At 71.7% G+C, this 21,476-nt stretch carries 22 protein-coding genes and 2 pseudogenes; 20 read left to right on the top strand and 4 right to left on the bottom strand.

The genetic code is table 11. The features are described 5' to 3' along the window. The first annotated feature begins 22 nt into the window (after positions 1-22). From GKE82_RS23145 to GKE82_RS23115, 8 genes and pseudogenes are all read left to right on the top strand, one after another. On the top strand, positions 23-853 hold the full coding sequence (locus GKE82_RS23145) for an enoyl-CoA hydratase-related protein (protein WP_154734901.1): 831 nt from the start codon (positions 23-25) through the stop codon (positions 851-853). Between the two features lie 61 nt (positions 854-914). After that, the gene (gene coxB, locus GKE82_RS23140) at positions 915-1,841 is read left to right on the top strand and encodes a cytochrome c oxidase subunit II (RefSeq protein ID WP_107570057.1); all 927 of its coding nucleotides are present in this window, start codon (positions 915-917) and stop codon (positions 1,839-1,841) included. A gap of 23 nt (positions 1,842-1,864) precedes the next feature. Next, a pseudogene (locus tag GKE82_RS30205) lies at positions 1,865-2,230 on the top strand (cbb3-type cytochrome c oxidase subunit I); the annotation flags it as partial. Between the two features lie 28 nt (positions 2,231-2,258). Next, positions 2,259-3,569 (top strand): cbb3-type cytochrome c oxidase subunit I, encoded by a 1,311-nt coding sequence (locus GKE82_RS23135; protein WP_309233781.1) that lies wholly within the window; start codon positions 2,259-2,261, stop codon positions 3,567-3,569. 62 nt (positions 3,570-3,631) lie between these two features. Continuing rightward, positions 3,632-4,540, top strand: a complete 909-nt coding sequence (locus tag GKE82_RS23130) for a heme o synthase (RefSeq protein WP_107570059.1) — start codon at positions 3,632-3,634, stop codon at positions 4,538-4,540. 133 nt (positions 4,541-4,673) lie between these two features. Further along, complete coding sequence (locus GKE82_RS23125) at positions 4,674-4,907, top strand: hypothetical protein (RefSeq protein WP_107570060.1); 234 nt, start codon at positions 4,674-4,676, stop codon at positions 4,905-4,907. A gap of 207 nt (positions 4,908-5,114) precedes the next feature. Further along, a pseudogene (locus GKE82_RS31680) lies at positions 5,115-5,453 on the top strand (penicillin acylase family protein); the annotation flags it as partial. A gap of 10 nt (positions 5,454-5,463) precedes the next feature. Then, positions 5,464-7,623 (top strand): penicillin acylase family protein, encoded by a 2,160-nt coding sequence (locus tag GKE82_RS23115; protein WP_154734900.1) that lies wholly within the window; start codon positions 5,464-5,466, stop codon positions 7,621-7,623. Positions 7,624-7,725: 102 nt separating this feature from the next. On the opposite strand, the gene GKE82_RS23110 is transcribed toward GKE82_RS23115, so the two are convergent. Further along, the gene (locus tag GKE82_RS23110) at positions 7,726-8,139 is read right to left on the bottom strand and encodes a cyclic nucleotide-binding/CBS domain-containing protein (RefSeq protein WP_107570383.1); all 414 of its coding nucleotides are present in this window, start codon (positions 8,137-8,139) and stop codon (positions 7,726-7,728) included. A gap of 133 nt (positions 8,140-8,272) precedes the next feature. Here GKE82_RS23110 and GKE82_RS23105 point away from each other — a divergent pair, with 133 nt between their 5' ends. The 8 genes from GKE82_RS23105 to GKE82_RS23070 all read left to right on the top strand — a co-directional run bounded on the left by GKE82_RS23105 (position 8,273) and on the right by GKE82_RS23070 (position 14,924). Further along, positions 8,273-8,698 carry a helix-turn-helix transcriptional regulator gene (locus GKE82_RS23105; RefSeq protein WP_154734899.1) on the top strand — a complete coding sequence of 142 codons (426 nt, stop codon included), beginning with the start codon at positions 8,273-8,275 and terminating at the stop codon, positions 8,696-8,698. A 95-nt stretch (positions 8,699-8,793) separates the two neighbouring features. Further along, positions 8,794-9,882: a cytochrome c oxidase subunit II gene (coxB, locus tag GKE82_RS23100; protein ID WP_158276882.1), complete on the top strand. Its 1,089-nt coding sequence runs from the start codon at positions 8,794-8,796 to the stop codon at positions 9,880-9,882. Between the two features lie 10 nt (positions 9,883-9,892). Continuing rightward, positions 9,893-11,794 carry a cytochrome c oxidase subunit I gene (ctaD, locus tag GKE82_RS23095; RefSeq protein ID WP_107570384.1) on the top strand — a complete coding sequence of 634 codons (1,902 nt, stop codon included), beginning with the start codon at positions 9,893-9,895 and terminating at the stop codon, positions 11,792-11,794. 7 nt (positions 11,795-11,801) lie between these two features. Next, positions 11,802-12,635 (top strand): hypothetical protein, encoded by an 834-nt coding sequence (locus tag GKE82_RS23090; protein ID WP_107570064.1) that lies wholly within the window; start codon positions 11,802-11,804, stop codon positions 12,633-12,635. A gap of 23 nt (positions 12,636-12,658) precedes the next feature. Then, on the top strand, positions 12,659-13,285 hold the full coding sequence (locus GKE82_RS23085) for a cytochrome c oxidase subunit 3 (RefSeq protein WP_107570065.1): 627 nt from the start codon (positions 12,659-12,661) through the stop codon (positions 13,283-13,285). Between the two features lie 164 nt (positions 13,286-13,449). Next, entirely contained in the window at positions 13,450-14,160 is a 711-nt protein-coding gene (locus GKE82_RS23080) for a plastocyanin/azurin family copper-binding protein (protein ID WP_146175405.1), read from the top strand. A 60-nt stretch (positions 14,161-14,220) separates the two neighbouring features. Then, on the top strand, positions 14,221-14,481 hold the full coding sequence (locus GKE82_RS23075; protein WP_230316264.1) for a hypothetical protein: 261 nt from the start codon (positions 14,221-14,223) through the stop codon (positions 14,479-14,481). Continuing rightward, positions 14,481-14,924 (top strand): hypothetical protein, encoded by a 444-nt coding sequence (locus tag GKE82_RS23070; RefSeq protein WP_154734898.1) that lies wholly within the window; start codon positions 14,481-14,483, stop codon positions 14,922-14,924. The genes GKE82_RS23075 and GKE82_RS23070 overlap by 1 nt, the downstream gene beginning before the upstream one ends. A 21-nt stretch (positions 14,925-14,945) precedes the next feature. On the opposite strand, the gene GKE82_RS23065 is transcribed toward GKE82_RS23070, so the two are convergent. Both GKE82_RS23065 and GKE82_RS23060 read right to left on the bottom strand, forming a co-directional pair. Beyond that, positions 14,946-16,262 (bottom strand): cytochrome P450, encoded by a 1,317-nt coding sequence (locus GKE82_RS23065; RefSeq protein ID WP_154734897.1) that lies wholly within the window; start codon positions 16,260-16,262, stop codon positions 14,946-14,948. Then, a complete protein-coding gene (locus GKE82_RS23060) occupies positions 16,262-16,918 on the bottom strand; it encodes a hypothetical protein (protein ID WP_154734896.1) in 657 nt (218 codons plus the stop codon). The genes GKE82_RS23065 and GKE82_RS23060 overlap by 1 nt, the downstream gene beginning before the upstream one ends. 84 nt (positions 16,919-17,002) lie before the next feature. Here GKE82_RS23060 and GKE82_RS23055 point away from each other — a divergent pair, with 84 nt between their 5' ends. From GKE82_RS23055 to GKE82_RS23040, 4 genes are all read left to right on the top strand, one after another. Beyond that, positions 17,003-17,971 (top strand): ATP-binding cassette domain-containing protein, encoded by a 969-nt coding sequence (locus GKE82_RS23055; protein ID WP_107570070.1) that lies wholly within the window; start codon positions 17,003-17,005, stop codon positions 17,969-17,971. Further along, complete coding sequence (locus GKE82_RS23050) at positions 17,968-18,735, top strand: ABC transporter permease (protein ID WP_107570071.1); 768 nt, start codon at positions 17,968-17,970, stop codon at positions 18,733-18,735. The genes GKE82_RS23055 and GKE82_RS23050 overlap by 4 nt, the downstream gene beginning before the upstream one ends. Next, entirely contained in the window at positions 18,732-19,496 is a 765-nt protein-coding gene (locus GKE82_RS23045; RefSeq protein ID WP_154734895.1) for an ABC transporter permease, read from the top strand. Before GKE82_RS23050 ends, GKE82_RS23045 begins: the two co-directional genes overlap by 4 nt. A 105-nt stretch (positions 19,497-19,601) precedes the next feature. Further along, positions 19,602-20,894, top strand: coding sequence for a PD40 domain-containing protein (locus GKE82_RS23040; RefSeq protein WP_154734894.1), 1,293 nt, complete (start codon positions 19,602-19,604; stop codon positions 20,892-20,894). 3 nt (positions 20,895-20,897) lie between these two features. Here the strand turns inward: GKE82_RS23040 and GKE82_RS23035 are convergent, their stop codons facing one another. Beyond that, positions 20,898-21,440: a hypothetical protein gene (locus tag GKE82_RS23035; protein ID WP_107570074.1), complete on the bottom strand. Its 543-nt coding sequence runs from the start codon at positions 21,438-21,440 to the stop codon at positions 20,898-20,900. Positions 21,441-21,476 lie beyond the last annotated feature (36 nt).

Raw genomic sequence — 21,476 nt, 5'->3', positions numbered from 1 at the left:
ACGGTCCATAGGATGCGCGCCCATGAGCGACTACGTGCTCGCGCAGGAGACCCCGACGGTGCGGACCTACCGCAACGGCTCCGCGCTGAAGATCGAGCTCAACCGGCCGGAGGCCCTGAACGCCTTCAACGGCGCGCTGGCGCGGGAGCTCCAGCAGGAGCTGACGGCCGCCGCGCAGGACGACGAGATCCGCGCGGTGATGCTCACCGGGGCGGGGCGCGCGTTCTCCTCCGGAGCCGACCTCATGTCCTTCCAGGACACCGAGGACCCGGTGCCGGTGACCGAGAACGGCCGGCCGGACCTCCGCAAGACGCTGCACGACCGCTACCACCCGATCATCGAGACGCTGCGCTCGATGCCCAAGCCGGTCGTCAGCGCCGTCAACGGGCCCTGCGTCGGGGTCGGGCTGGGCATCGCGCTCGCCGGCGACCTCGTCGTGGCGCACGAGAGCGCCTACTTCCTGCTCGCGTTCGTCAACATCGGGCTCGTGCCCGACGGCGGCTCCTCCCTCTTCGTCCCGGCGCGCATCGGCGCCGCCCGCGCCGCCGAGATGGCGATGCTCGGGGAGAAGGTCCCCGCCGCGCAGGCCCTGGAGTGGGGCCTCGTCAACCGCGTCCACGACGACGCGAGCTTCATGCCCGAGGCCGAGAAGCTCCTGGAGCGCCTCGCCACCGGGCCGACCCGGTCCTACGCCGGGACCAAGCGCCAGCTCAACGCGCACGCGATGCACAGCCTCACCGCGCAGCTGGCCCTGGAGGCCGACATCCAGCAGGAGATGGCCGATACGGCCGACTTCATCGAGGGTGGCATGTCCTTCGCGCAGAAGCGCCCGCCCGCCTTCTCGGGTCGCTAGGGCGCCAGGCAGGACTCGATCCGGCCGATCACCAACTAATATCCCCGCCGCCGTGAGTGCCATGAACCTGATCTCCACCCGCCGCCGGACGCTCGTCCTGGCGCTGCTCGCCATCTTCGGCCTGACGCTGGTCCTCTCGGGGACCGCCTCCGCCGACCTCCTCACGCCGGAGGACGGTGGCTCTCCGAACGCCGACAAGATCGACGATCTCTACAAGTTCGTCCTCGTCATCGCCGTCATCATCTTCGTCGTCGTCGAGGGCGCGCTGTTCTACTCGATCTACAAGTACCGGGCCCGCAAGGGCGCGGTCGCCGCGCAGATCCACGGCAACACGCGCCTGGAGATCGGCTGGACCGCCGGCGCCGCGGCGATCCTCGTCGTCCTCGCCGTGCTGACGTTCGTCCAGCTCGGGGACATCCGCAACCCGGAGAACTCCGGGCCCAACGGCCTCCCGCTCGCCGACGGCGTCCAGACCGCCAGCGTCACCAAGCGCCTGCCCCCGAACGGCAAGAGCCTCAACATCGAGGTCAACGGCCAGCAGTACGTGTGGCGCTACACCTACAACGGCGACAACGACGGCAACCCGCTGAACGACCCCTTCGCCTACGAGGAGATGGTCGTCCCCACCGACACCACGGTGACGCTCGACATCCGCGCACAGGACGTCGCGCACTCGTGGTGGATCCCGGCCCTCGGCGGCAAGTTCGACGCCGTCCCGGGCTACACGAACCACACCTGGTTCAAGATCAGCAAGCCCGGCGTGTACACGGGCCAGTGCGCCGAGCTCTGCGGCCGCAACCACGCCAACATGACGGCCCGCGTCCGCGCCGTGCCGCCCGCCGAGTACGAGCGGTGGATCGCCCAGCAGACCACCGCGATCCAGGACGCCAACAAGGCCGCCCAGGTCAAGCGCCGCCAGGTCGAGAGCGAGCTGTCCGGTGACAGCGCCGCCGCCGGCTCGGGCGCCTCCACCACCGAGATGCCCTGACCCCTCGAGGACCCTCAGCTCTTATGGCCACTGCCACTGCCACGAACACCACCGCTGCCGTCCCGCAGATCGTCGCCCACGGCGTCGAGAAGCCGAACACGGGCTGGACGTCGTGGGTCACCACGACGGACCACAAGAAGATCGGGATCATGTACCTGGTCTCGACGTTCGTCTTCTTCATCCTGGGCGGCGTCGAGGCGCTCATGATCCGCCTGCAGCTCTCGCAGGCGGACAACACCCTCCTCTCCCCGGAGGTCTACAACCAGCTGTTCACGATGCACGGGACGACGATGATCTTCCTGTTCGTCGTGCCGATCATGGCCGGCTTCGGCAACTACTTCGTGCCGCTCATGATCGGGGCCCGGGACATGGCGTTCCCGAAGCTCAACGCGCTGTCGTTCTGGATGCTCACCGCCGGTGGCGTCGTCTTCTACGCGTCGATCTTCTTCTCCCCCGCCGGAGTGCGGTTGGACCTGCTACTCGCCGCTGTCGGACGACACGTACCTGCCGTCCGGAGGCGTCGACGCCTGGATCTTCCTGATCCACCTCACGGGCATCAGCTCGCTCGTCGGTGCGATCAACTTCTACGCGACGATCGCGAACATGCGCGCGCCCGGCATGGGCTGGGGTCGCATGCCGCTGTTCTGCTGGGCGATCCTCGTCTACGCGATCCTGCTGATCCTCGCGCTGCCGGTCATCGCGGGTGCGGTCACGCTGCTGCTGACCGATCGCCACTTCGGCACCCACTTCTACGACGCGTCCCAGGGCGGCTCGCCGCTGCTGTGGCAGCACCTGTTCTGGTTCTTCGGTCACCCCGAGGTCTACATCATGGTGCTGCCGGGCTTCGGGATCATCTCCGAGATCCTGCCGGTGTTCAGCCGCAAGCCGATCTTCGGCTACAAGGCGATCGCCGCGTCGACCGTCGTCATCGCGTTCCTCGGCCTCCTGGTCTGGGCGCACCACATGTTCTCGACGCCGAGCCCGACGATCGTCCTCGTCTTCTTCATGCTCAGCTCGTTCCTGATCGCCGTCCCGACCGGCGTGAAGATGTTCAACTGGATCGCCACGCTCTGGCGCGGCACGATCGAGTTCACGGTCGCGATGCTGTTCGCGATCGGCTTCCTCTTCACGTTCCTCATCGGCGGCATCACCGGCATCTTCCTGGCGATCTTCCCGGTCGACTGGCAGCTGACCGACACGTACTTCGTCGTGGCCCACCTGCACTACGTGCTGGTCGGCGGCGCGGTCCTGTCGATCTTCGCCGGCATCTACTACTGGTTCCCGAAGATGACGGGCCGGATGCTCGGCGAGGGCCTGGGCAAGCTCAGCTTCTGGCTGATGCTCATCGGCTTCCACGTCACCTTCCTCATCCAGCACTCGATCGGCCTCGACGGCATGCCCCGTCGCGTCTACGAGTACCCGGACGTCGGAAACCTCGAGCTGTACAACCTGATCTCCACGATCGGCTCCTTCATCCTCGCCCTCGGCGTGCTCGTGACGATCATCAACGTCGTGATCTCGCTGAAGAAGGGCGCGGTCTCCGGGCCCGACCCGTGGAAGGGCAACACGCTCGAGTGGTACACGACCTCGCCGCCGCCGGTGAACAACTTCGACTCCGTGCCGCGCATCCGCTCGGTCGAGCCGATGAAGGACATCCGCCGGCAGGTCCTGCGCCAGCAGACCGAGAAGGCGCCGGTCGTCGACGCCGAGGCGCCCGCCACCGCGTAGGACCGTCGCGGGGCGCTCAGCTCCCCGCGCGTCCCTGCCCGTCCCGGTAGGCTCGCCCACCCATGGCCTCGACCCGTGCCACGACCGTCCCGGCCGCGGCCGCTGCTCCCAGCGCCGCGCGCCAGCTGCTGTCGGACTACCTCGAGCTGACGAAGCCGAAGGTCCAGTCGCTGCTGCTGCTGACGACGGTCACGACGATGCTCGTCGCCGGGTCGCCGTCGGTCGGGCTGATCCTGCTGACCTGCCTGGGCGGCTACCTCGCCGCCGGCGGCGCGGGCGCGGTCAACCACTGGTACGACCGCGACATCGACCTCGCGATGGCGCGGACCGCCGACCGGCCGATCCCGTCCGGTCGTGTCAGCCCGCGCGCCGCGCTGATCTACGGCTGCTCGCTCGCGGCCGCGTCGTTCGTCCTGATGTCGCTGACGATCAACGTGCTCGCCGCGAGCCTGTCGTTCTCGGGCTTCCTCGGCTACGTGTTCGTCTACACGGTGTGGCTCAAGCGCCGCACGCCGCAGAACATCGTCATCGGCGGTGCGGCCGGTGCCGTCCCGCCGCTCGTCGGCTGGGCCGCGGTCGAGGGGTCGCTCAGCGGCACCGCGATCTACCTCTTCGCGATCGTCTTCTTCTGGACCCCACCCCACTTCTGGGCGCTCAGCATCCTCATGAAGGAGGAGTACGCCAAGGTCGGCGTGCCGATGCTGCCCACGGTCCGCGGCGAGCAGGAGACGCGCAAGCAGATCCTGCTCTACACGGTCCTGCTGTACGCCGTGACCCAGCTCCCGTTCTGCGCGGGCGGGATGGGCGCGATCTACCTCGTGTCCTCGCTGGTGCTCGGCGGTCTGTTCATCGCCGGCGCGGTGCGGCTGTACCGCCGGGCCGACCGGCAGTCCGCGCTGAAGCTGTACCTCTTCTCCCTCGCCTACCTGGCCCTGCTCTTCGCCGCGATGGTCGCGGACGCGAAGATCTGAGACACCCACTAGATTTCCAGGAACCTATGGATCGCAAGCTCGCACGCAAGAACGTCCGGTCGGGGCTCATCACCACCGCCGTCGTGTTCTTCATGTTCGGTATGACCTTCGTCGCCGCCTACATCTACGTCGCATGAGCGAGAACGAGCAGAACGTCCCGCCCGTCGGCGAGGAGATCCACCTTCCCGGTGGCAGCCTGCAGCCCCTGCTGCTCACGATCGGCACGACGCTCGCCCTGCTGGGCATCACCTTCAGCTGGTACGTCTGCGCGTTCGGCGTGATCCTGTCCGTCGCGGTGATCGTCCGCTGGATCCAGGACACCCGCAAGGAGATCGAGTCGTTCCCGGCGGACCTCGGCCACCACTAGCGCCACCGTCAGCACCAGTCGTCTCGCCGAGGGCGCCCGTCACGGGCGCCCTCGGTCGTTCCGGGCCCCCGCGCGACAGTCCCACATGAACGTCGCCGTTCGCATAGGCTCGCACCATGTTCCGTCCGATCGTCGCCGCGCTCGCCGGCGCGGCGCTCCTGTCCCCCGCCGCCGCCGCGGCCGCCCCCCCGCTACGACGTCACCGTCGCGCGCACCGCGTTCGGCATCCCGCACATCAAGGCGAAGGACTACGCGTCGCTGGGCTACGGCTACGCGACCGCGCTGGCGCAGGACACCCTCTGCACGCTCGCGGAGTCCTACGTCACCGTCAACGGGGAGCGCTCGCGCTGGTTCGGCCCCGACAAGGGCTACCCGATCCGCGGCAACGGCTCGACCGCCAACAACCTGAACTCCGACCTCTTCTACCAGCGGATCAAGGACCGCGGGACGGTCGAGCGGCTCGTGGCGCAGGAGCCGCCGGTGGGCATGAAGCCGGAGATCCGGCGGGCGATCGAGGGCTACGTCGCGGGCTACAACGCGCACCTGCGCGAGATCGGTGGCCGCGACGGCGTCGACGATCCCACCTGCCGCGGCGAGGAGTGGGTGCGGCCGATCACCACGATGGACGTGTTCCGCCGCTTCCACTCGCTGGCGATCCTCGCCTCGTCGGGGGTCGCGATCGACGGCATCGCCGCGGCCCGCCCGGTCACCGGGCCGGTCGACGCGCAGGCCACCGCGCGCGGCATCGCCCCCGGGGGAGCTCGACCGCCGGCTCGGCGGCCTGGGCTCGAACGCCTACGCGATCGGCCGCAAGGGCTCCCGCGACGGGCACGGCCTGCTCTACGGCAACCCCCACTTCCCCTGGCAGGGCCCGGAGCGCTTCTACCAGGCGCACCTCACGATCCCGGGGAAGGTCGACGTGACCGGCGGGTCGCTGCTCGGCGTCCCGATCGTCCTCATCGGCACGACGAAGGGCATGGCCTGGAGCCACACGGTGTCGACGGCGCGCCGGTTCGTCCCGTACCAGCTGACGCTCGTGCCGGGGTCGCTGACCTCCTACGTCGAGGACGGGAAGGTCAAGCGCATGCGGGCCGACCGCGTGACCGTGCAGGTCCGGCGCGCCGACGGGTCGCTCGAGCCGCGGACGCGGACCCTGTGGTCCTCCGAGCACGGCCCGATCCTCACCTCGATCCTCGGCCTCCCGGTCTTCCCGTGGACGCCGGCGACCGCGTACGCGCTGTACGACGGCAACGAGGAGAACTTCGGCCGGCTCATGAACCACTTCTTCGACATGAACCACGCGCAGACCGTGGACCAGGTCGACGGCATCCTGAAGAAGTACCTCGGGATCCCGTGGGTCAACACGATCGCCGCCGACACGGCCGGCAACGCCTACTACGCCGACGTCGGCTCGATCCCGAACATCAGCCGCGAGAAGTACACGGCCTGCAACACGGTGCTCGGCCTGGCGCTGGACCAGCTGCAGCGCCTGCCGGTGCTCGACGGCTCCCGTGGCGCCTGCCGCCCCGCCACCGATCCGGAGGCGATCGCGCCGGGCATCCTCGGCCCCAAGGACCTGCCGACGCTGCGCCGGGAGGACCACGTCTCGAACATGAACGACTCCTACTGGCTGACCAACCCGGAGCAGCCGCTGGAGGGCTTCAGCCGGATCATCGGGGACGAGCGCACCGCACGGACGCTGCGCACGCGGATCGGCATCACGCAGCTCCAGCAGCGCCTCGCCGGGACCGACGGGCTCGAGGGCACGGGCTTCGACCTGCAGAACCTCATGACCGTCGGGCTCGCCAACCGGGTGTACTCGGCGGAGCTGTGGCGCGACGACCTCGTCGCCGGCTGCGGCAGCGAGGCGTGCCGGGTGCTGCGGGCGTGGGACATGCGCAACGACCTGGACTCCAAGGGCGCGGTGCTGTGGCAGCGGTTCGTGACGCGGCTGACCGGCGCCACGCCGATCCCCCTCCCCGGTCCGGCCGGCCCGTTCGCGGGCGCGTTCGACGCCGGCGATCCCGTCAACACCCCGGCGGGCCTGAACGTCCTCAACCCGCTGGTCCAGACGTCGCTGCTGCAGGCGGTGAACGACCTCGGCGGCGCCGGGCTGCCGCTGGACGCGACGCTGCGCCAGGGGCAGACGGTGACCCGCCGCGGCGAGGTCATCCCGATCCAGGGCGGCCCGAGCCCCAGCGGCCTCTTCAACGTCATCACGCCGGTCTGGGACCCGAAGAAGGGCTACACCGAGGTCGTGCACGGCTCGTCGTTCATGCAGGCCGTGCACCTGAAGCCGGGCTGCCCGGAGCTGCGCACGTTCCTGACCTACGGGCTGTCGACCAACCCCCGGTCCGAGCGCACGAGCGACCAGACGAAGGAGTTCAGCGCCAAGCGCTGGATCAGCCCGCCGTTCTGCGCCCGTGACCTCGAGGCGGACCGCTCCGCGGTGCGCGTGCACACCGCCGACCTGGGGTCGACGACGGTGACCGTGCGCGAGGGCCGCGGGTCGGCGCGCCCGCGGATCGTCGTCGAGCGCGCGACGGGCAGGCCGGCGCGCGTGACGGTCCGGGTGCGTCGGGGCGACGCGGTGGTGCGGCGGATCGCGCGCCGTGGCACCCGCGTGGCGGTCTCCCCGCGCGTGCGGCGCGGCGCCTACCGGGTGGACGTGACGGTCGGGAGCCGCACGGTCCGCATCGCGGCCAAGCAGCGCTGAGCGCCCCGGCCCTCGCCCCGTCGCCCGGTGGAGCACCGCACGGGCGACGGGGCCTGCGTCGGCGCCGACCACCGGGGCGTCGCAGGTCGCCCCGGCGGTCGCTCAGGCGCCGGCGCCCACCGCCGGGACGTCGCAGGTCGCCCCGTCGGTCGTCCAGACGCGCACGACGTCGCGGACCGACAGCACGCCGGTGATGTCGCCGCCGTCGAGCACGATCAGGTGGCGGAAGCCGCCCTGGACCATCGCGCGGGCCGCGTCCTCCAGCGACCAGTCGGGCGCGGCGTAGACGATGTCGGACGTCAGGTGGTCGCCGACGAGCTCGGTGTCGGGGTCCTTCCCGGCGCCGATCGCGCGCAGGACGTCCCGCTCGGTGACGATGCCCGGGCCGGCGGCGTCGGGGTCGTGGACGACGGCCGCGCCGACCGACCGCTCGGCCATCAGGCGGGCGGCGGCGCGCAGCGTGTGCCCCGGCCCCACGGTCAGGACCACCGTGCTCATGCCCTCTCGGACCTGCATCTGCACCCCCTGGGAGCTTGTGCTGTTTCTTGCAAGCGAGCGTACCGCCAGGTCGAGAGCGTCGACGCGCCAGGTACGAACGGCGTCGCAGGGTGTGGGATCCGGTGCTGCGAAGTCGGCGTAGGAACCACCGATGCAGCGTCCCGCCACCGTCCGCCACCGCACGAGCCTCTTCGACGAGGCCTGCGCCATCGTCGAGGCCGAGTTCGGCCAGGATCTCGCCCTCGACGACATCGCCCGCCGCGTGGCGTCGTCCCGCCGCCAGCTCCAGCGCGCCTACGCCGAGATCGGCGACACGACCTTCCGCGACCACCTCACCGCGGTGCGCATGCGCCGCGCGGCCGAGATGCTCGAGGGCCGCACGCTCACCGTGCGCGAGATCTCCCACCGCGTCGGCTACCGCCAGCCGGCGCAGTTCGCCAAGGCCTTCCGCCGCCACCACGGGCTCGCCCCGTCGGACTACCGCGCCCGGGCGCGGTTCGGCCCGGCCCCCGTCGCGCCCGCCGCGACCGACGCCCCGGTGGCCCTCGTGCCGCCCTTCACCGCCCGCGCCGCCTAGCGGCGCCGCGCCACCGGGCGCCGTCCGTCCGCCCTACGGGCGGAGGTTGTGACAGCTGTTGCTTTGCGTCGGCCGATCTGGTTATGGTCGGCCCAATGGGTGGAGAGACGCGCAAGCCGCGGCGTGAAGCGATCCTGCTCACGGCCGCGATCGGACTGGTCCTGTCGGCCGTGGGGATCCTCATCGGCCTCTGGATCGACTGGTTCCCGGCCCAGGGATCCACCCAGGCGGACGACATCGACACCCTCTGGGACGTCCTCGTCATCTGCTCCGTGCCGATCTTCGTCGGCGTCACCGCGGTCGTCCTGTTCTGCGCCCGCGAGTTCCGCCAGAAGCCCGGCGAGGAGCACCTCGACGGCCCGCCGATCCACGGCAACACGAAGCTCGAGGTCGTGTGGACCGCGATCCCGGCGCTGATGCTCGTGACGCTCTGCGGCTACGCGGCGGTCGTGCTCTCCAACATCGAGGAGGCGCCCGCCAGCGGCCAGGAGAACCGGGTCGCCGTCACGGGCGAGCAGTTCACCTGGACGTTCGAGTACACCGGCGCCGACGGCACCAAGTTCTCGACCAACCAGCTCTACGTCGAGCAGGGGAAGAGCGTGCGCTTCGACGTCCGCTCCAAGGACGTCATCCACGACTTCTGGGTGCCCGAGTGGCGGATGAAGATCGACGCGGTCCCCGGGATCACCACGAACTACCGCGTCACCCCCACGAAGACCGGGATCTACCCCGTCGTCTGCGCCGAGCTCTGCGGCCTCGGCCACGCCTTCATGCGCCAGAGCGCGCACGTCCTGCCCCCCGAGAAGTACGCGGCGTGGATGCAGCGCATGACCGAGCGCCAGACCGCCGGTGCCGCCCCGGCCGCCGACGGCGCCGGCGGCCAGACCGCCTCGGCCGACGGCAAGGCCGTCTTCACCCAGGGCGTCGGCGCCACCGGCGCCACCGCGTGCGGCGCCTGCCACGCGCTCGCCGACGCGGGCACGAGCGGGGCGACCGGACCGAACCTCGACGAGGCGCTCGCGGGCCAGGACGCCGCCGCGATCAAGGCCTCGATCGTCGACCCCAACGCGAAGATCACCGACGGCTTCGGCGAGGGGATCATGCCCGCCAACTACGCCGAGACCCTGACCCCGGCCGAGCTCGACGCGCTCGTCCGCTACATCGCCGACGCGACCAAGAAGTGAGGTGCGCCTGATGCTCCCCGACTCGCTCCGTCACGCCGGCTGGACCCGGGCCACGTTCTTCACCGGCCTGGGCATCGCCTTCGCCTACGCCCTCTCGCTCGGCGCGCGCGCCGGCCTCGGCTACGACCCCGTCCTCGACGGCGAGGCCGTCCTGCAGGTCGCGCTGATCGCCGCACCCCTGTTCTTCCTCGTCGGGCTCGGCTGCTTCGACTACTGGTTCTACTGGGCCTCCGGGCGGCCCGCCCGGCCCGAGGACCACTCCGGCCACGGCGCCACGAGCTGGAAGAGCTACTTCTACCCGAACACCGACCACAAGGTCATCGGGATCCAGTACGTCGTCACGTCGTTCTTCTTCCTGCTGGTCGGCGGCCTGATGGCGATGCTGATGCGCGCCGAGCTCGCGCAGCCCGGCCGCCAGTTCGTGGATCCCGGCACGTTCAACGGGCTGTTCTCCGTCCACGCGTCGATCCTCATCTTCCTGTTCATCATCCCCGTGTTCGCGGGCCTCGCGAACTACGTGCTGCCGCTGATGATCGGCGCGCCGGACATGGCGTTCCCGCGGCTGAACGCCCTGTCGTTCTGGCTGCTGCCGGTCGCCGGCGTGCTGATGATGGCCTCGTTCTTCGCGCCCGGCGGCTCGTTCGCCAGCGGCTGGACCGCCTACGCCCCGCTGTCCAACAGCGCGCCGATAGGCCAGGTGTTCTTCACCATCGGGGTGCAGTTCGCCGGGGCGTCATCGATCGCCACGGCCCTGAACTTCCTGGTGACCATCATCACCATGCGCGCCCCCGGGATGAGCTTCTTCCGGATGCCGCTGCTCGTCTGGGCGAACTTCTCGACGTCGCTGCTCGTCGTCATCGCCACGCCGTTCATCGCCGCGTCGCAATTCTTCGTCCTGCTCGACCGCGCGCTCGGCTTCAACTTCTTCAACGCGGCCGGCGGCGGCGACGTGCTCATGTACCAGCACGTCTTCTGGTTCTACTCGCACCCGGCCGTCTACATCATGATGCTGCCGGGCTTCGGGATCATCAGCGAGATCCTCGCCGTGAAGTCCCGCAAGCCGATCTTCGGCTACCGGATGATGGCGTTCTCGCTGCTGGCGATCGTCGTCCTGGGCTTCACCGTGTGGGCGCACCACATGTTCGTCAGCGGCATGCAGAGCTGGATCCGCGTGCCGATGATGATCACCACCGCGATCATCGCGGTGCCCACCGGGATCAAGATCTTCAGCTGGCTGGCGACGATGTGGCGCGGCGTGCTGAAGCTCGACACGCCGATGCTGTTCGCGCTCGGCTTCCTGACGATGTTCACGCTCGGCGGGATCTCCGGCGTGATGCTCGCGATGATCCCGCTGACCATCCACGTCAGCGACACGTACTTCATCGTCGCCCACATCCACTACGTCCTCTTCGGCGGCTCGCTGTTCACGATCTACGCCGGGGTCTACTACTGGTTCCCGAAGATGACCGGCCGCATGTTCGACGAGCGGCTCGGCAAGCTGCACTTCTGGTCGACGTTCGTCTTCTTCAACGCGACCTTCGCCCCCATGCACCTCATCGGGGTCGACGGCATGCCGCGCCGCGTCGCCGACTACGCCGAGAAGTACGCGGGCTGGAACCTCGCGATCTCGCTCGCGTCGTTCGCGCTCGGCCTCAGCACGCTGATCTTCGTCTACAACATGGTCGTGTCCTGGCGCGGCGGCCCGCGGGCCGTCAGCAACCCGTGGCGCGCCCTCACGCTCGAGTGGCAGGTCACCTCACCGCCACCCGTCTTCAACTTCGACCGCATCCCCACGGTCGTCGGCGGCCCGTACGAGTACGGCATCCCGGGAGCGGTCCACGGGATCCTGCACGACGGGGCCGAGGTCGCACCGACACCCGCCGGGACCGCAGCCCAGCCGAGCAAGGAGTAGCACGCGCATGAAGACCATCCTCGTCGTGGCCAACGAGACCCTCGGCGGCACCCCGCTCGTCGAGCGGGTGCAGTCCAAGATCGACGCGGGCGAGGAGTTCCGCGCGGTCTTCTGCATCCCGCGCACGAACCCCCGGCACGGCAACGTCATCTACGACGACGCCGTCTACGACGCCGCGCAGGTCCGCGTCGACCTCGCCCGCGCGTACCTGCGCGAGCGTGGCATCGACTCGATCGGCGAGGTCGGCGACCCCGACCCGTACACCGCGACGATGGACGCGATCGCCGAGCACCACCCGGACGAGATCATCGTCGCGACCCACCCGGCGACCTCCTCGGGCTGGCTGCGCCGCGACCTGATCGAGCGGATCGCCGACGCCTCCGGGCTGCCCGTCGACCACGTGGTCGTCGACCTCGAGCGCGAGGGCCGGCCGTTCGCCGTCACGCTCGTCGTCGCCAACCGCACCGCCAGCCGCGACGAGCTCGTCGACCAGCTGCGGCAGAAGTTCGCCGAGGGCGGCGACCGCATCTTCATCGCCGTGGTCCCCCAGGAGGGCGGCGAGGGCGTCGCGGTCAAGCGTGCCCAGGCGCGCCTGTCGCAGCTCGTCGACCGGATCCGCGAGGCGGGCCTGCGGGGCGCCGGCATGATCGGCGACCCCGACCCGTACACCGCGACGATGAACGCGCTGCAGTTCTTCCACGTCGACGACATCGTCGTGTCCACCCTGCCCGCCACCCGCTCCGGCTGGCTGCGGGCCGACCTCATCGAGCGCGTGCGCAAGGCGACCGGCCTGCCGGTCGAGCACGTCGAGTCGAGCGTCGCGGCCCCCGCCGTGGCCTGACCCACCCAGGAAGAGGCCAGCGTATGGAAGCCGCCGCGATCCCCGCCGCCCCCGGGCACGGGCACGACGACCACCACCATCACGGACCGCCGCCCGCGAACCGCAGCTCGCGGGCCGAGCCCGCGATGCTCGGGATGCTCCTGTTCATCATCTCGGAGATCATGATCTTCGGGGCCTTCTTCACGGCCTACTTCTTCATCCGGGTCGTGCAGGACGGCGCCTGGATGCCGGAGGGAGATCACCTCCCGGTCGCGATCGCGGGCGTGAACACGGCGATCCTGCTGTCGTCGTCCCTGACCCTGCACTGGGCGGAGACCGCCCTGAAGGCGGGGAACCACCGCGGCTTCCGCGTCGGCATGCTGACGACGTTCCTGCTCGGCCTGACGTTCCTGTTCATCCAGGTCAACGAGTACGTGCACATCGGGTTCGCGCCGCACGACCACGCGCAGGGCTCGATCTTCTACGGGCTCACCGGCCTGCACGGCGCGCACGTGTTCATCGGCCTGCTGCTCCTGGGGATCGTGACGCTGCGCGCGTTCCGCGGGCACTTCAGCGCCGACGACCACCGCGGCGTCGAGATCCCCGGCATCTACTGGCACTTCGTCGACGTGATGTGGATCGTGGTCTACACGACGATCTACGTGGTCTAGGGGGAGCCGCGCGCCGTGATGAACCCGCTGAAGTCCGAGGACGCCGCGTTCCGGCTCCTCCTGCTGACCGCGGCGGTCGCCGCCGTGGTGATCGCCCTCGTCCTGCTCGGCCGGGCGCTGTGAGCCGCCCGCGACCCGTGAACCCTGCGCCCGGAGGACCGTCCGTGAACCCGCTCTCCCGCACCGTGCGTCCGCTCCTGCTCGGCACCCTGCTCGGCGGGGCGCTGCTCGCGTCCGGCTGCTCGGTCAACAACAACGGGGACGACCAGGTCGCGGGCAAGCAGCTGTTCGTCTCCAAGTGCGGCTCCTGCCACATCCTCGGGCGGGCGGACACCAAGGGCGTCACCGGCCCCAACCTCGACGAGGCGTTCAAGCGCCCGCTGAAGGACGGCTTCGGCCGCGACGGCGTGCGCGGCGTCGTCTACCAGCAGATCAAGCACCCGCAGATCGGGAGCGTCATGCCGCGGGACCTCGTCGACGACGAGGGCGCCCGCGACATCGCCTCCTACGTGGCGGCGGTCGCGGCCGCGGGCGGCAAGGACGGCGGCGCGCTCGCGACGGCGGTCAAGTCCTCGGCCTCCGACAAGCCCGCCGTGGCCGAGAACGGGGTCCTGACGATCCCGGCCGACCCCGGCGGCCAGCTCCTCTACGTCAACGCCACCGCGCAGGCGCCCGCCGGGTCGCTCGAGGTGAAGATGCCCAACGAGTCCTCGGTCCCGCACGACATCGTCATCGACGGCAAGGGCGAGTCGCAGCAGGTGACGGGCGGCGAGGCGGGCTTCACCGCCGACTTCGCGCCCGGCAAGTACACCTACTACTGCTCGGTGCCCGGTCACCGGCAGGCCGGGATGGAGGGGACGCTCACCGTCCAGTAGCGCGCCCGGACGCCCCGCACGGGGCGTCACCGGGGCCGTCCGCGGTAGAGTCCGGGCACGATGAGCCAGCGTTACCGACTGCGGACGCCGTCCACCGGACGGGAGATCTTCCTCGAGGCCGAGCCCAACACCGTCTATCGCGACCGCGAGACCGGTGAGGAGCTCGAGGTGCTCGGCAAGGTGCTGCCGCTCGCCCCGTCGAAGTCGAAGCTGCCCTGGGCCGTGGAGAACCTGCGCTTCTGCCCCTGGTGCGACCAGCTCGCCCAAAAGGACCTCAACGACTGCCCCACCTGCGGCCGCCGGATGGCGCCCGCCAGCTGATGCCGCGCCGCTCGACGGCCGTCGCCCTGCTCGTCGCCGCCGCGTTCGGCGTGACGGCGTGCGGCGGCAGCGAGCAGACCGGGGACGTCGTCCCCTCCTCCGCCCCCGAGCTCGTGCCGCCCGGCGAGGGCTCCGGCACGCTGCCCGCCGCCCCGACCGGGGACACGGGCACGACCGCCGACGACGGCACGACGACGACCGACACGACCGGCACGACGTCCACGGACGACGGCACGACGGTCACGCCGAGCACCCCGTCGACCGGCGGTGCGGCGGCGACGCCCGCCCCGCAGGCCACCGCGGTCCCGCAGGCCACCCCGACCCCCGCGACCGGCGGTGCCGGGACCGGCGGTGCGGGCGGCGGAACGGCGGGCGGCACCGGCAGCGAGGCCGGCGGCTTCCAGGACTTCTGCACGCAGAACCCCGGGGCCTGCGACCAGTAGCGCGGCCCGCACGGCCGCGGCTCAGCGCAGGACGATGCGTCCGCCCCGGGCGGGCGCGAACGTGATCGCACGCCGCGTCGTCCCCTCCCCCGCCCGGTCACCGCGGGCGGGCGCGAGCTGCGCCGCGTCCAGCAGGGCGCCGAGCACCACCCGCATCTCCAGCAGCGCGAAGCTCGCCCCCAGGCAGCGGCGCACACCGCCGCCGAACGGGATCCACGTGGACGACGACGGCGCCGCGTCGAGGAACCGCTGCGGTCGGAACGCCAGCGGCTCGGGGTACAGGTCCGCGCGGCGGTGCAGGAGGTAGATCGACGGGGCGACGTGCACGCCGGCCGGCAGGTCCCAGCCGCCCAGGCGCAGGTCGCGGCGCAGCTGCCGCACGACCGCCGGCACCACCGGCCGCAGCCGCAGCGTCTCGCGGATCACCGCGTCGAGGTACGCATGGCCGCCCGCACGCCGCTCCGCCACAGCCGTCGCGAGCACGTCGGGGTGGCGCACGAGCCGCTCGACCGTCCAGGCGAGCGCGGTCGCGGTCGTCTCGTGCCCGGCGATCAGCAGCGTCATGAGCTCGTCGCGCAGCTCCGCGTCGGTGAGGCCCTCCCCGTGCTCGTCGCGGGCCTGCAGCAGCAGCGACAGCACGTCCTGCCCGGGAGCGGCGTGACGGCGCGCGGCGAGCTCCTCGGTGACGACGGCGTCGGCGGCCGCACGCGCCGCGAGGAACCGCCGCCAGGGACTCAGCGGCCCGGCGTGGCGGCCCTGGGTGAGTCCGAGCGCCACGACCCGGCCGCGCGTGCCGACCTGCGCGAGGACGCGCCGCAGGGGCGCCCCGACCCGCGCGACGTGCGCCGGGTCCTCGACGCCGAAGACCGTGCGGACGATGATCTCGAGCGTCAGCGCCTGCATCCGCGGCAGCGCCGGCCCCGCCTGCCCGCGCGGCCACGCGGCGACGTGGCGGGCCGCGACCTCCTCCATCACGGCGGTGCTCGCGCGCAGCCGGTCCCCGTGGAACGGCGGCAGCAGCATCCGCCGGTGGCGCAGGTGCTCGGCGCCGTCCAGCAGCAGCGTCGACCCGGGGCCCAGGACCGGGGCGAGGACCGCGTTGCCCGCCCCGGCGTGCAGCACGTCCGGGTCCCCGCGCAGGACCTCGCGGACCGCGTCCGGGTCGGCGGTCACGACGAGCGTGCGGCCGGGCGCGGGCCGCAGCGTGAACCAGTCGCCGCAGCGCGCGTGGCAGGCGTCGAAGAACCGCGTGGGCGTCAGCAGGAAGCCGACGCCCATCATCCAGCGCGACAGGTCCGGCCGGGGCGGGAGCGCCCCGGCGGCCGTCGCGTTGGGCATCAGGGCGTGGAGACGAGCGTGGCCGAGTAGGTCAGCCGCGCGGTGAGGTACAGGCAGTAGAACTGGGAGATCCCCATCTCCTTCGTCTGCGCGGTCTGCCGGTCGAAGTCGTTGCACTTGCCCTTGCCGCGGCTCGCGCGCCACGAGGTCGTGCCCGGCTGGTTGACCGCGAGCGCGGGCGCCCAGGTCGGCACGGTGAGCCCGACGACCCAGCCCTTCTTTACCGGGATCGACCGCTCGAGCGGGAACTGCACGGTCTGCCCGAAGTACTTGGAGAGCTTCTGCGGCTCGCCCTGCGCGACCGCGCGGTAGTAGAGCTTGTTGCCGGGGCGCAGGATCGTGATCTGCGCCTGCGGCTCGCCGCCGAGGCCCTCGTTGAAGAACTTCGTCTGCTCCTTGCCCGGCTTGCCGAGCGTGATCGTCCAGGCGACGATGCGCCCGTCCTTGGGGATGACGTGCACGCTGCGGTTCGTGTCGACCTTCGCCTGGTAGCCGGTCGTCTTCGGGATCGCCTGGCACGGACGGTCCGGGCAGGAGGGCGCGGGGGCCGGTGTGCCCTGCAGGACCCCCACCTCGTCGAGCGTGCCCAGGGCGGCCGCCGGGACGGCGAGCGCGAGGGCGACCGCAGCCACCGTGACCTTCGTCGAACGCTTCATCACGCCCCATTGAACACGACACGTCGCCGGAAGGTGCGGATACGACCGCCGGGAAGTTGCGGGCGCAATAGACTCGCCGCCGGGATGAGCGCGATCGAGACGGTGGGGCTGGAGCGGGAGTACCGGGACGGCCTGAAGGCGGTGGCGGGCGTGGACCTCGCGGTCGCGGCGGGCGAGGTGTACGGGTTCCTCGGCCCCAACGGTGCCGGGAAGACCACGACCGTGCGGATGCTCGTGACGCTCCTGCGGCCCACGGGCGGGCGGGCGACGGTCGCCGGGCACGACGTCGCCACCGAGCCGGCGAAGGTCCGCCGGCGCATCGGCGTCGCCCTGCAGGAGGCGTCGCTGGACCTGCTGATGACCGGCCGGGAGCTCGTCGAGCTCCAGGCCACGCTCCACGGGATCCCGCCGCGCACGGTCGCCGGGCGTGCCACCGAGCTGATCGAGCGCGTCGGGCTCGAGCAGGCCCAGGACCGGCGCGTCGGCACGTACTCGGGCGGCATGCGCCGCCGCCTGGACCTCGCGATGGCGCTGATCCACGAGCCCGAGGTCCTGTTCCTCGACGAGCCCACCACGGGCCTGGACCCCGTCTCGCGCCTGACGCTGTGGGAGGAGGTGCGACGGCTGAAGGCCGAGGGCACCACGGTCTTCCTCACCACCCAGTACCTCGAGGAGGCCGACCAGCTCGCGGACCGCGTCGGGATCATCAGCCAGGGCCGCCTCGTCGCCGAGGGCACCCCGGCGAGCCTCAAGGCGGAGATCGACCGGCCGCGGCTGAACGTGTCGGTCGTCGACCAGGACCGGCTGGCGCAGGCGCGCGAGATCCTCGCCCGCTTCGGCGACGAGCGACCCTCGACCGAGAACGCCGATCTGTCGTTCGCCGTCGACGGCGGCGCGACCGCGATCGCCCCGGTCGTCCGGGCGCTCGACGAGGCCGGCATCGCCGTCGCGGCGCTCCAGGTCGTCGAGCCGAGCCTCGACGACGTGTTCGTGCAGAAGACCGGCCGGCACCTCGAGGGCACCGACGCCCCGGCCGCGGAGACCCCGGCGTGATCCGCGCCGTCGTCGCGCTCGCCCGTCGCGCCCTGCGCAACGCGTTCCGCCGTCCCCAGTTCCTCGCGCCGCTGCTGATCTTCCCGACGCTCTTCCTCGCCGTGAACACCGGCGGCCTGAACCGCACGACCGACCTCCCCGGGTTCCCGCAGGTCGACGGGTTCCTCGACTTCCAGCTCGCCGCGGCGATGACGCAGTCGCTGCTGCTCGGCGGGGTCGCGGCCGGGATCGCCCTGGCGCTCGAGATCGAGGGCGGCTTCTTCGACCGCCTCGTCGCCTCCCCCATCCCGCGGGCGGCGATCGTGCTCGGCCGGCTGGCCGCGGCGGGCGCGCTCGCCGCGATCCAGATCGTCTACTTCACGGTCCTCGGCCTCGTCTTCGGCGCGAGCATCCAGGGCGGCGTCCTCGGCTTCCTCGCCGTGCTCCTGATCGGGGTCGTCGCGGGCATGGGCTTCGGCGCGATCGGGACGACGCTGGCGTTGCGGGCCCGCAACGCGAGCACGGTCCAGGGGATCTTCCCCCTGGTGTTCGTCGTCCTGTTCATCAGCTCGGCGTTCTTCCCGCGCGATCTGCTCTCCAGCCCCGCCGACACGATCGCCCGCTACAACCCGCTGAGCTACATCGCCGACGGGATGCGCGACCCGATCATCTCCGACCTGTCGGCGACCCCGTTCCTGGAGGGGCTCGCTGCCGCCGCGCTGGTCGCCGCGGGCGGCATCGCGCTCTCGGTCGCGGCGCTGCGCGGAAGGCTGCGGGACGCATGACCGCCGAGCTGATGGTCGTCCGCGCGCTCGTCCTGCGGGCGCTGAACGAGATCACCCGCGTCCCGGGCGCCGCGATCCCCGGGGTGCTCGCCCCGACGATCTTCATGGTCGGGCTGGCGAGCGTCTTCGGGAAGGCCGCGGAGCTGCCCGGCTTCACCTCCGACGACTTCCTCACCTTCATCGTGCCGGTCGGCCTGCTCCAGGGTGCGGGCTTCACCGGGGCGGCGACGGGCGTCAACCTCGCCCGCGACATCGAGCAGGGCTGGTTCGACCGGCTGCTGCTGTGCCCCGCCCCGCGCGCGGCCCTGCTCGCCGGGATCATCGCGAGCGCCGGGCTGCGCGCCATGCTGCCCGGCACGTTCCTGTTCGGCGTCGCGCTCGCGCTCGGCGTCGACTTCCCCGGGATCGACGGGCTGCTCGTCGCCGTCCCGCTCGTGATGGGGTTCGCCTGCCTGATGGCGTGCTGGGGGGTCATCCTCGCGCTGCGCTTCCGCTCCCAGCAGGCCGCGCCGCTGATGCAGATGGGCAACTTCGTGGCGGTGCTGTTCTCCACCGCCTACGCCCCGAAGGAGCTGCTGGCCGGCTGGCTCGAGACGTTCGCGACGGTCAACCCCGTCACGCTCGTCCTCGAAGGGGTCCGCCAGGGCTTCGTCGGCGACGTCACCTGGGCGGACACCTGGCCGGCGTTCCTGGCGCTCGGCCTGCTGCTGGCGGCGTTCGGCGCGCTCGCGGTGCGGGGCCTGGGCCGCTACGGACGCTGACTCCCGACTTCTGGGGAGGCGCCCGGCGGCCATCCGTCCGCGGGGGGTCGGGTCGTGCGGTCCGCGCGCCGAGGAGAGGAGCGATCCCGAGCCACGGAGGCTGCCATGCACCGCGCACGGAAGGCGCGCACCCTGTCCACGACGGTCGTCGCCCTGACGCTGCTTGCCGTCGCCACCCTCGCCCCGTCCGCCTCGGCGACCTACGGCTCCTCCCGGGGCGCCCTGTGCAAGCCGTCCGGCGCCCGCAGCGCGCTGCCGACCTGCCCGACGACCACCGACTACCGCTGCTCGACGACCTCGTCGCGCTGGGCGTCGCGCTACCGCGCCGCCGGGCTGCGCTGCACGAGCAGCCGGGAGCTGCGCCGCAGCCCGCGCCAGGGCCACGGCCACGGCTGGCGCCCGCCGCACAGCGAGGAGCCCACCCCGACCCCCACGCCGACGCCGACCCCGACGCCCAGCGGCCCGCCGGTGAGCAGCGGCCCGTACGCACTGGTCCTGCACCGCGGCGGCGAGGTCTGGTCCGGCAACGACCGCGACGGCGCGCTGGCGCGGATCTCCCCGGTGGTCGGCGACCACTACTACGACAACCCGGCCCTCAGCGCGGACGAGACCGCGGTCGTCTACGACGAGGACAACCACGCCGTGCAGATCGACGCCTTCGCCGGCGGGGACCGCACCGTGCTGTTCGCGCCCGCCGACCCGACCGACGACGCGTGGCAGCCGAGCTTCCACCCCAGCGGTGACACGGTGCTCTTCACGTACCGCAACGACCTCTACACGATCGGGGTGGACGGGACCGGCCTCACCGCGGTCACGAGCACGCCCGACGCGCTCGAGCAGGACGGCGCGTTCTCCCCCGACGGCTCGACGATCGCGTTCAGCGACCGCGGCCGGCTCGGCCTCGTCGACGCGGACGGCACGAACGTCCGGTACCTCACCGCCGCGTTCGACTGGAGCTCCTGGGGTCCGCGCTGGTCCCCCGACGGCTCCAAGCTCCTCTTCTACGGCTTCGACGCCTCCGGCTCGGACATCTACGAGATCCGCGCCGACGGCACCGGGCTGCGCAACGTGACGAACTCCACCGGGGACGAGCAGCTGCCGGACTACGCCCCGGACGGCGCGTCGCTGGTCTACGACCGGGACGCGGACGCCGACTTCCTGTTCGGCCTCTGGCACGCGGCGATCGACGGCTCGGGCGCCCAGGAGATCGTCGCCCAGTCCGCGTTCTCCGGCTCCTACCGGCAGCCGACGACCGCCACGACGGAGCCCGACCCGGAGCCGACCCCCACCCCGACGCCCACGCCCACCCCGGGGACCGGTGGCGGTGGCGGGCACAGCGGCGGCGGGCACGGCGTCTGCCGCGACAAGCGCAGCAGCGCGCAGAAGCGCCGCCGCTAGGCGCTACGGACGGTTCGTGGTCGCCGCCGGCTCACGCAGCGTGAAGGTCCCGACCTTCGGCGGCGTGGGCGCGGCGTCCACGCAGCTCGTCCGCACGCAGCCGGGGCGGGTCGCCTCGGCGGAGAAGCGCACACTGGCGGGCTTGCCGATCGAGCTCTGCGAGAACCGCAGGACGATCGTCGTGTCGCTCGAGCGGGAGACCGAGACGGTCCCGGTGCGCGTCGGCAGGTCGTTGGCGCGCTCCTTCAGGACGCTGCCGCGGAGCTTCTCCCCGGCGGCGTCGGCCGTCACGCACGCGAGGTGCTCGGGGATGCTGCGCTCGATCTCCGTCGTCACCGTGTAGAGCCGCAGGCAGATCGAGCCGGGCGGCCCGCCCTTCTCGGCCACGAGGTCCTCGGCGGTGAACGCCTCCGACGCGGTGATCGCCGCGCGCAGGCGCCCGTCGGGCGCCTTGCCGAGCTGGACGCGCCGCAGGTCGATCGCGCCCTCGGCCGCGTCCGTGCGCGAGTCCGTGAGCACCACGGGCTTCGTCGAGACGGCGGCCACCGCGACGCCGGTCAGGAGGCTCGCGACGGCGGTGCC

The sequence above is a fragment of the Conexibacter sp. W3-3-2 genome (genome assembly GCF_009707605.1).
Lineage (GTDB): Bacteria > Actinomycetota > Thermoleophilia > Solirubrobacterales > Solirubrobacteraceae > Paraconexibacter > Paraconexibacter algicola.
Note: the sequence above shows the minus strand (reverse complement) of the source record. Positions and strands in the feature narration are given on the sequence as shown.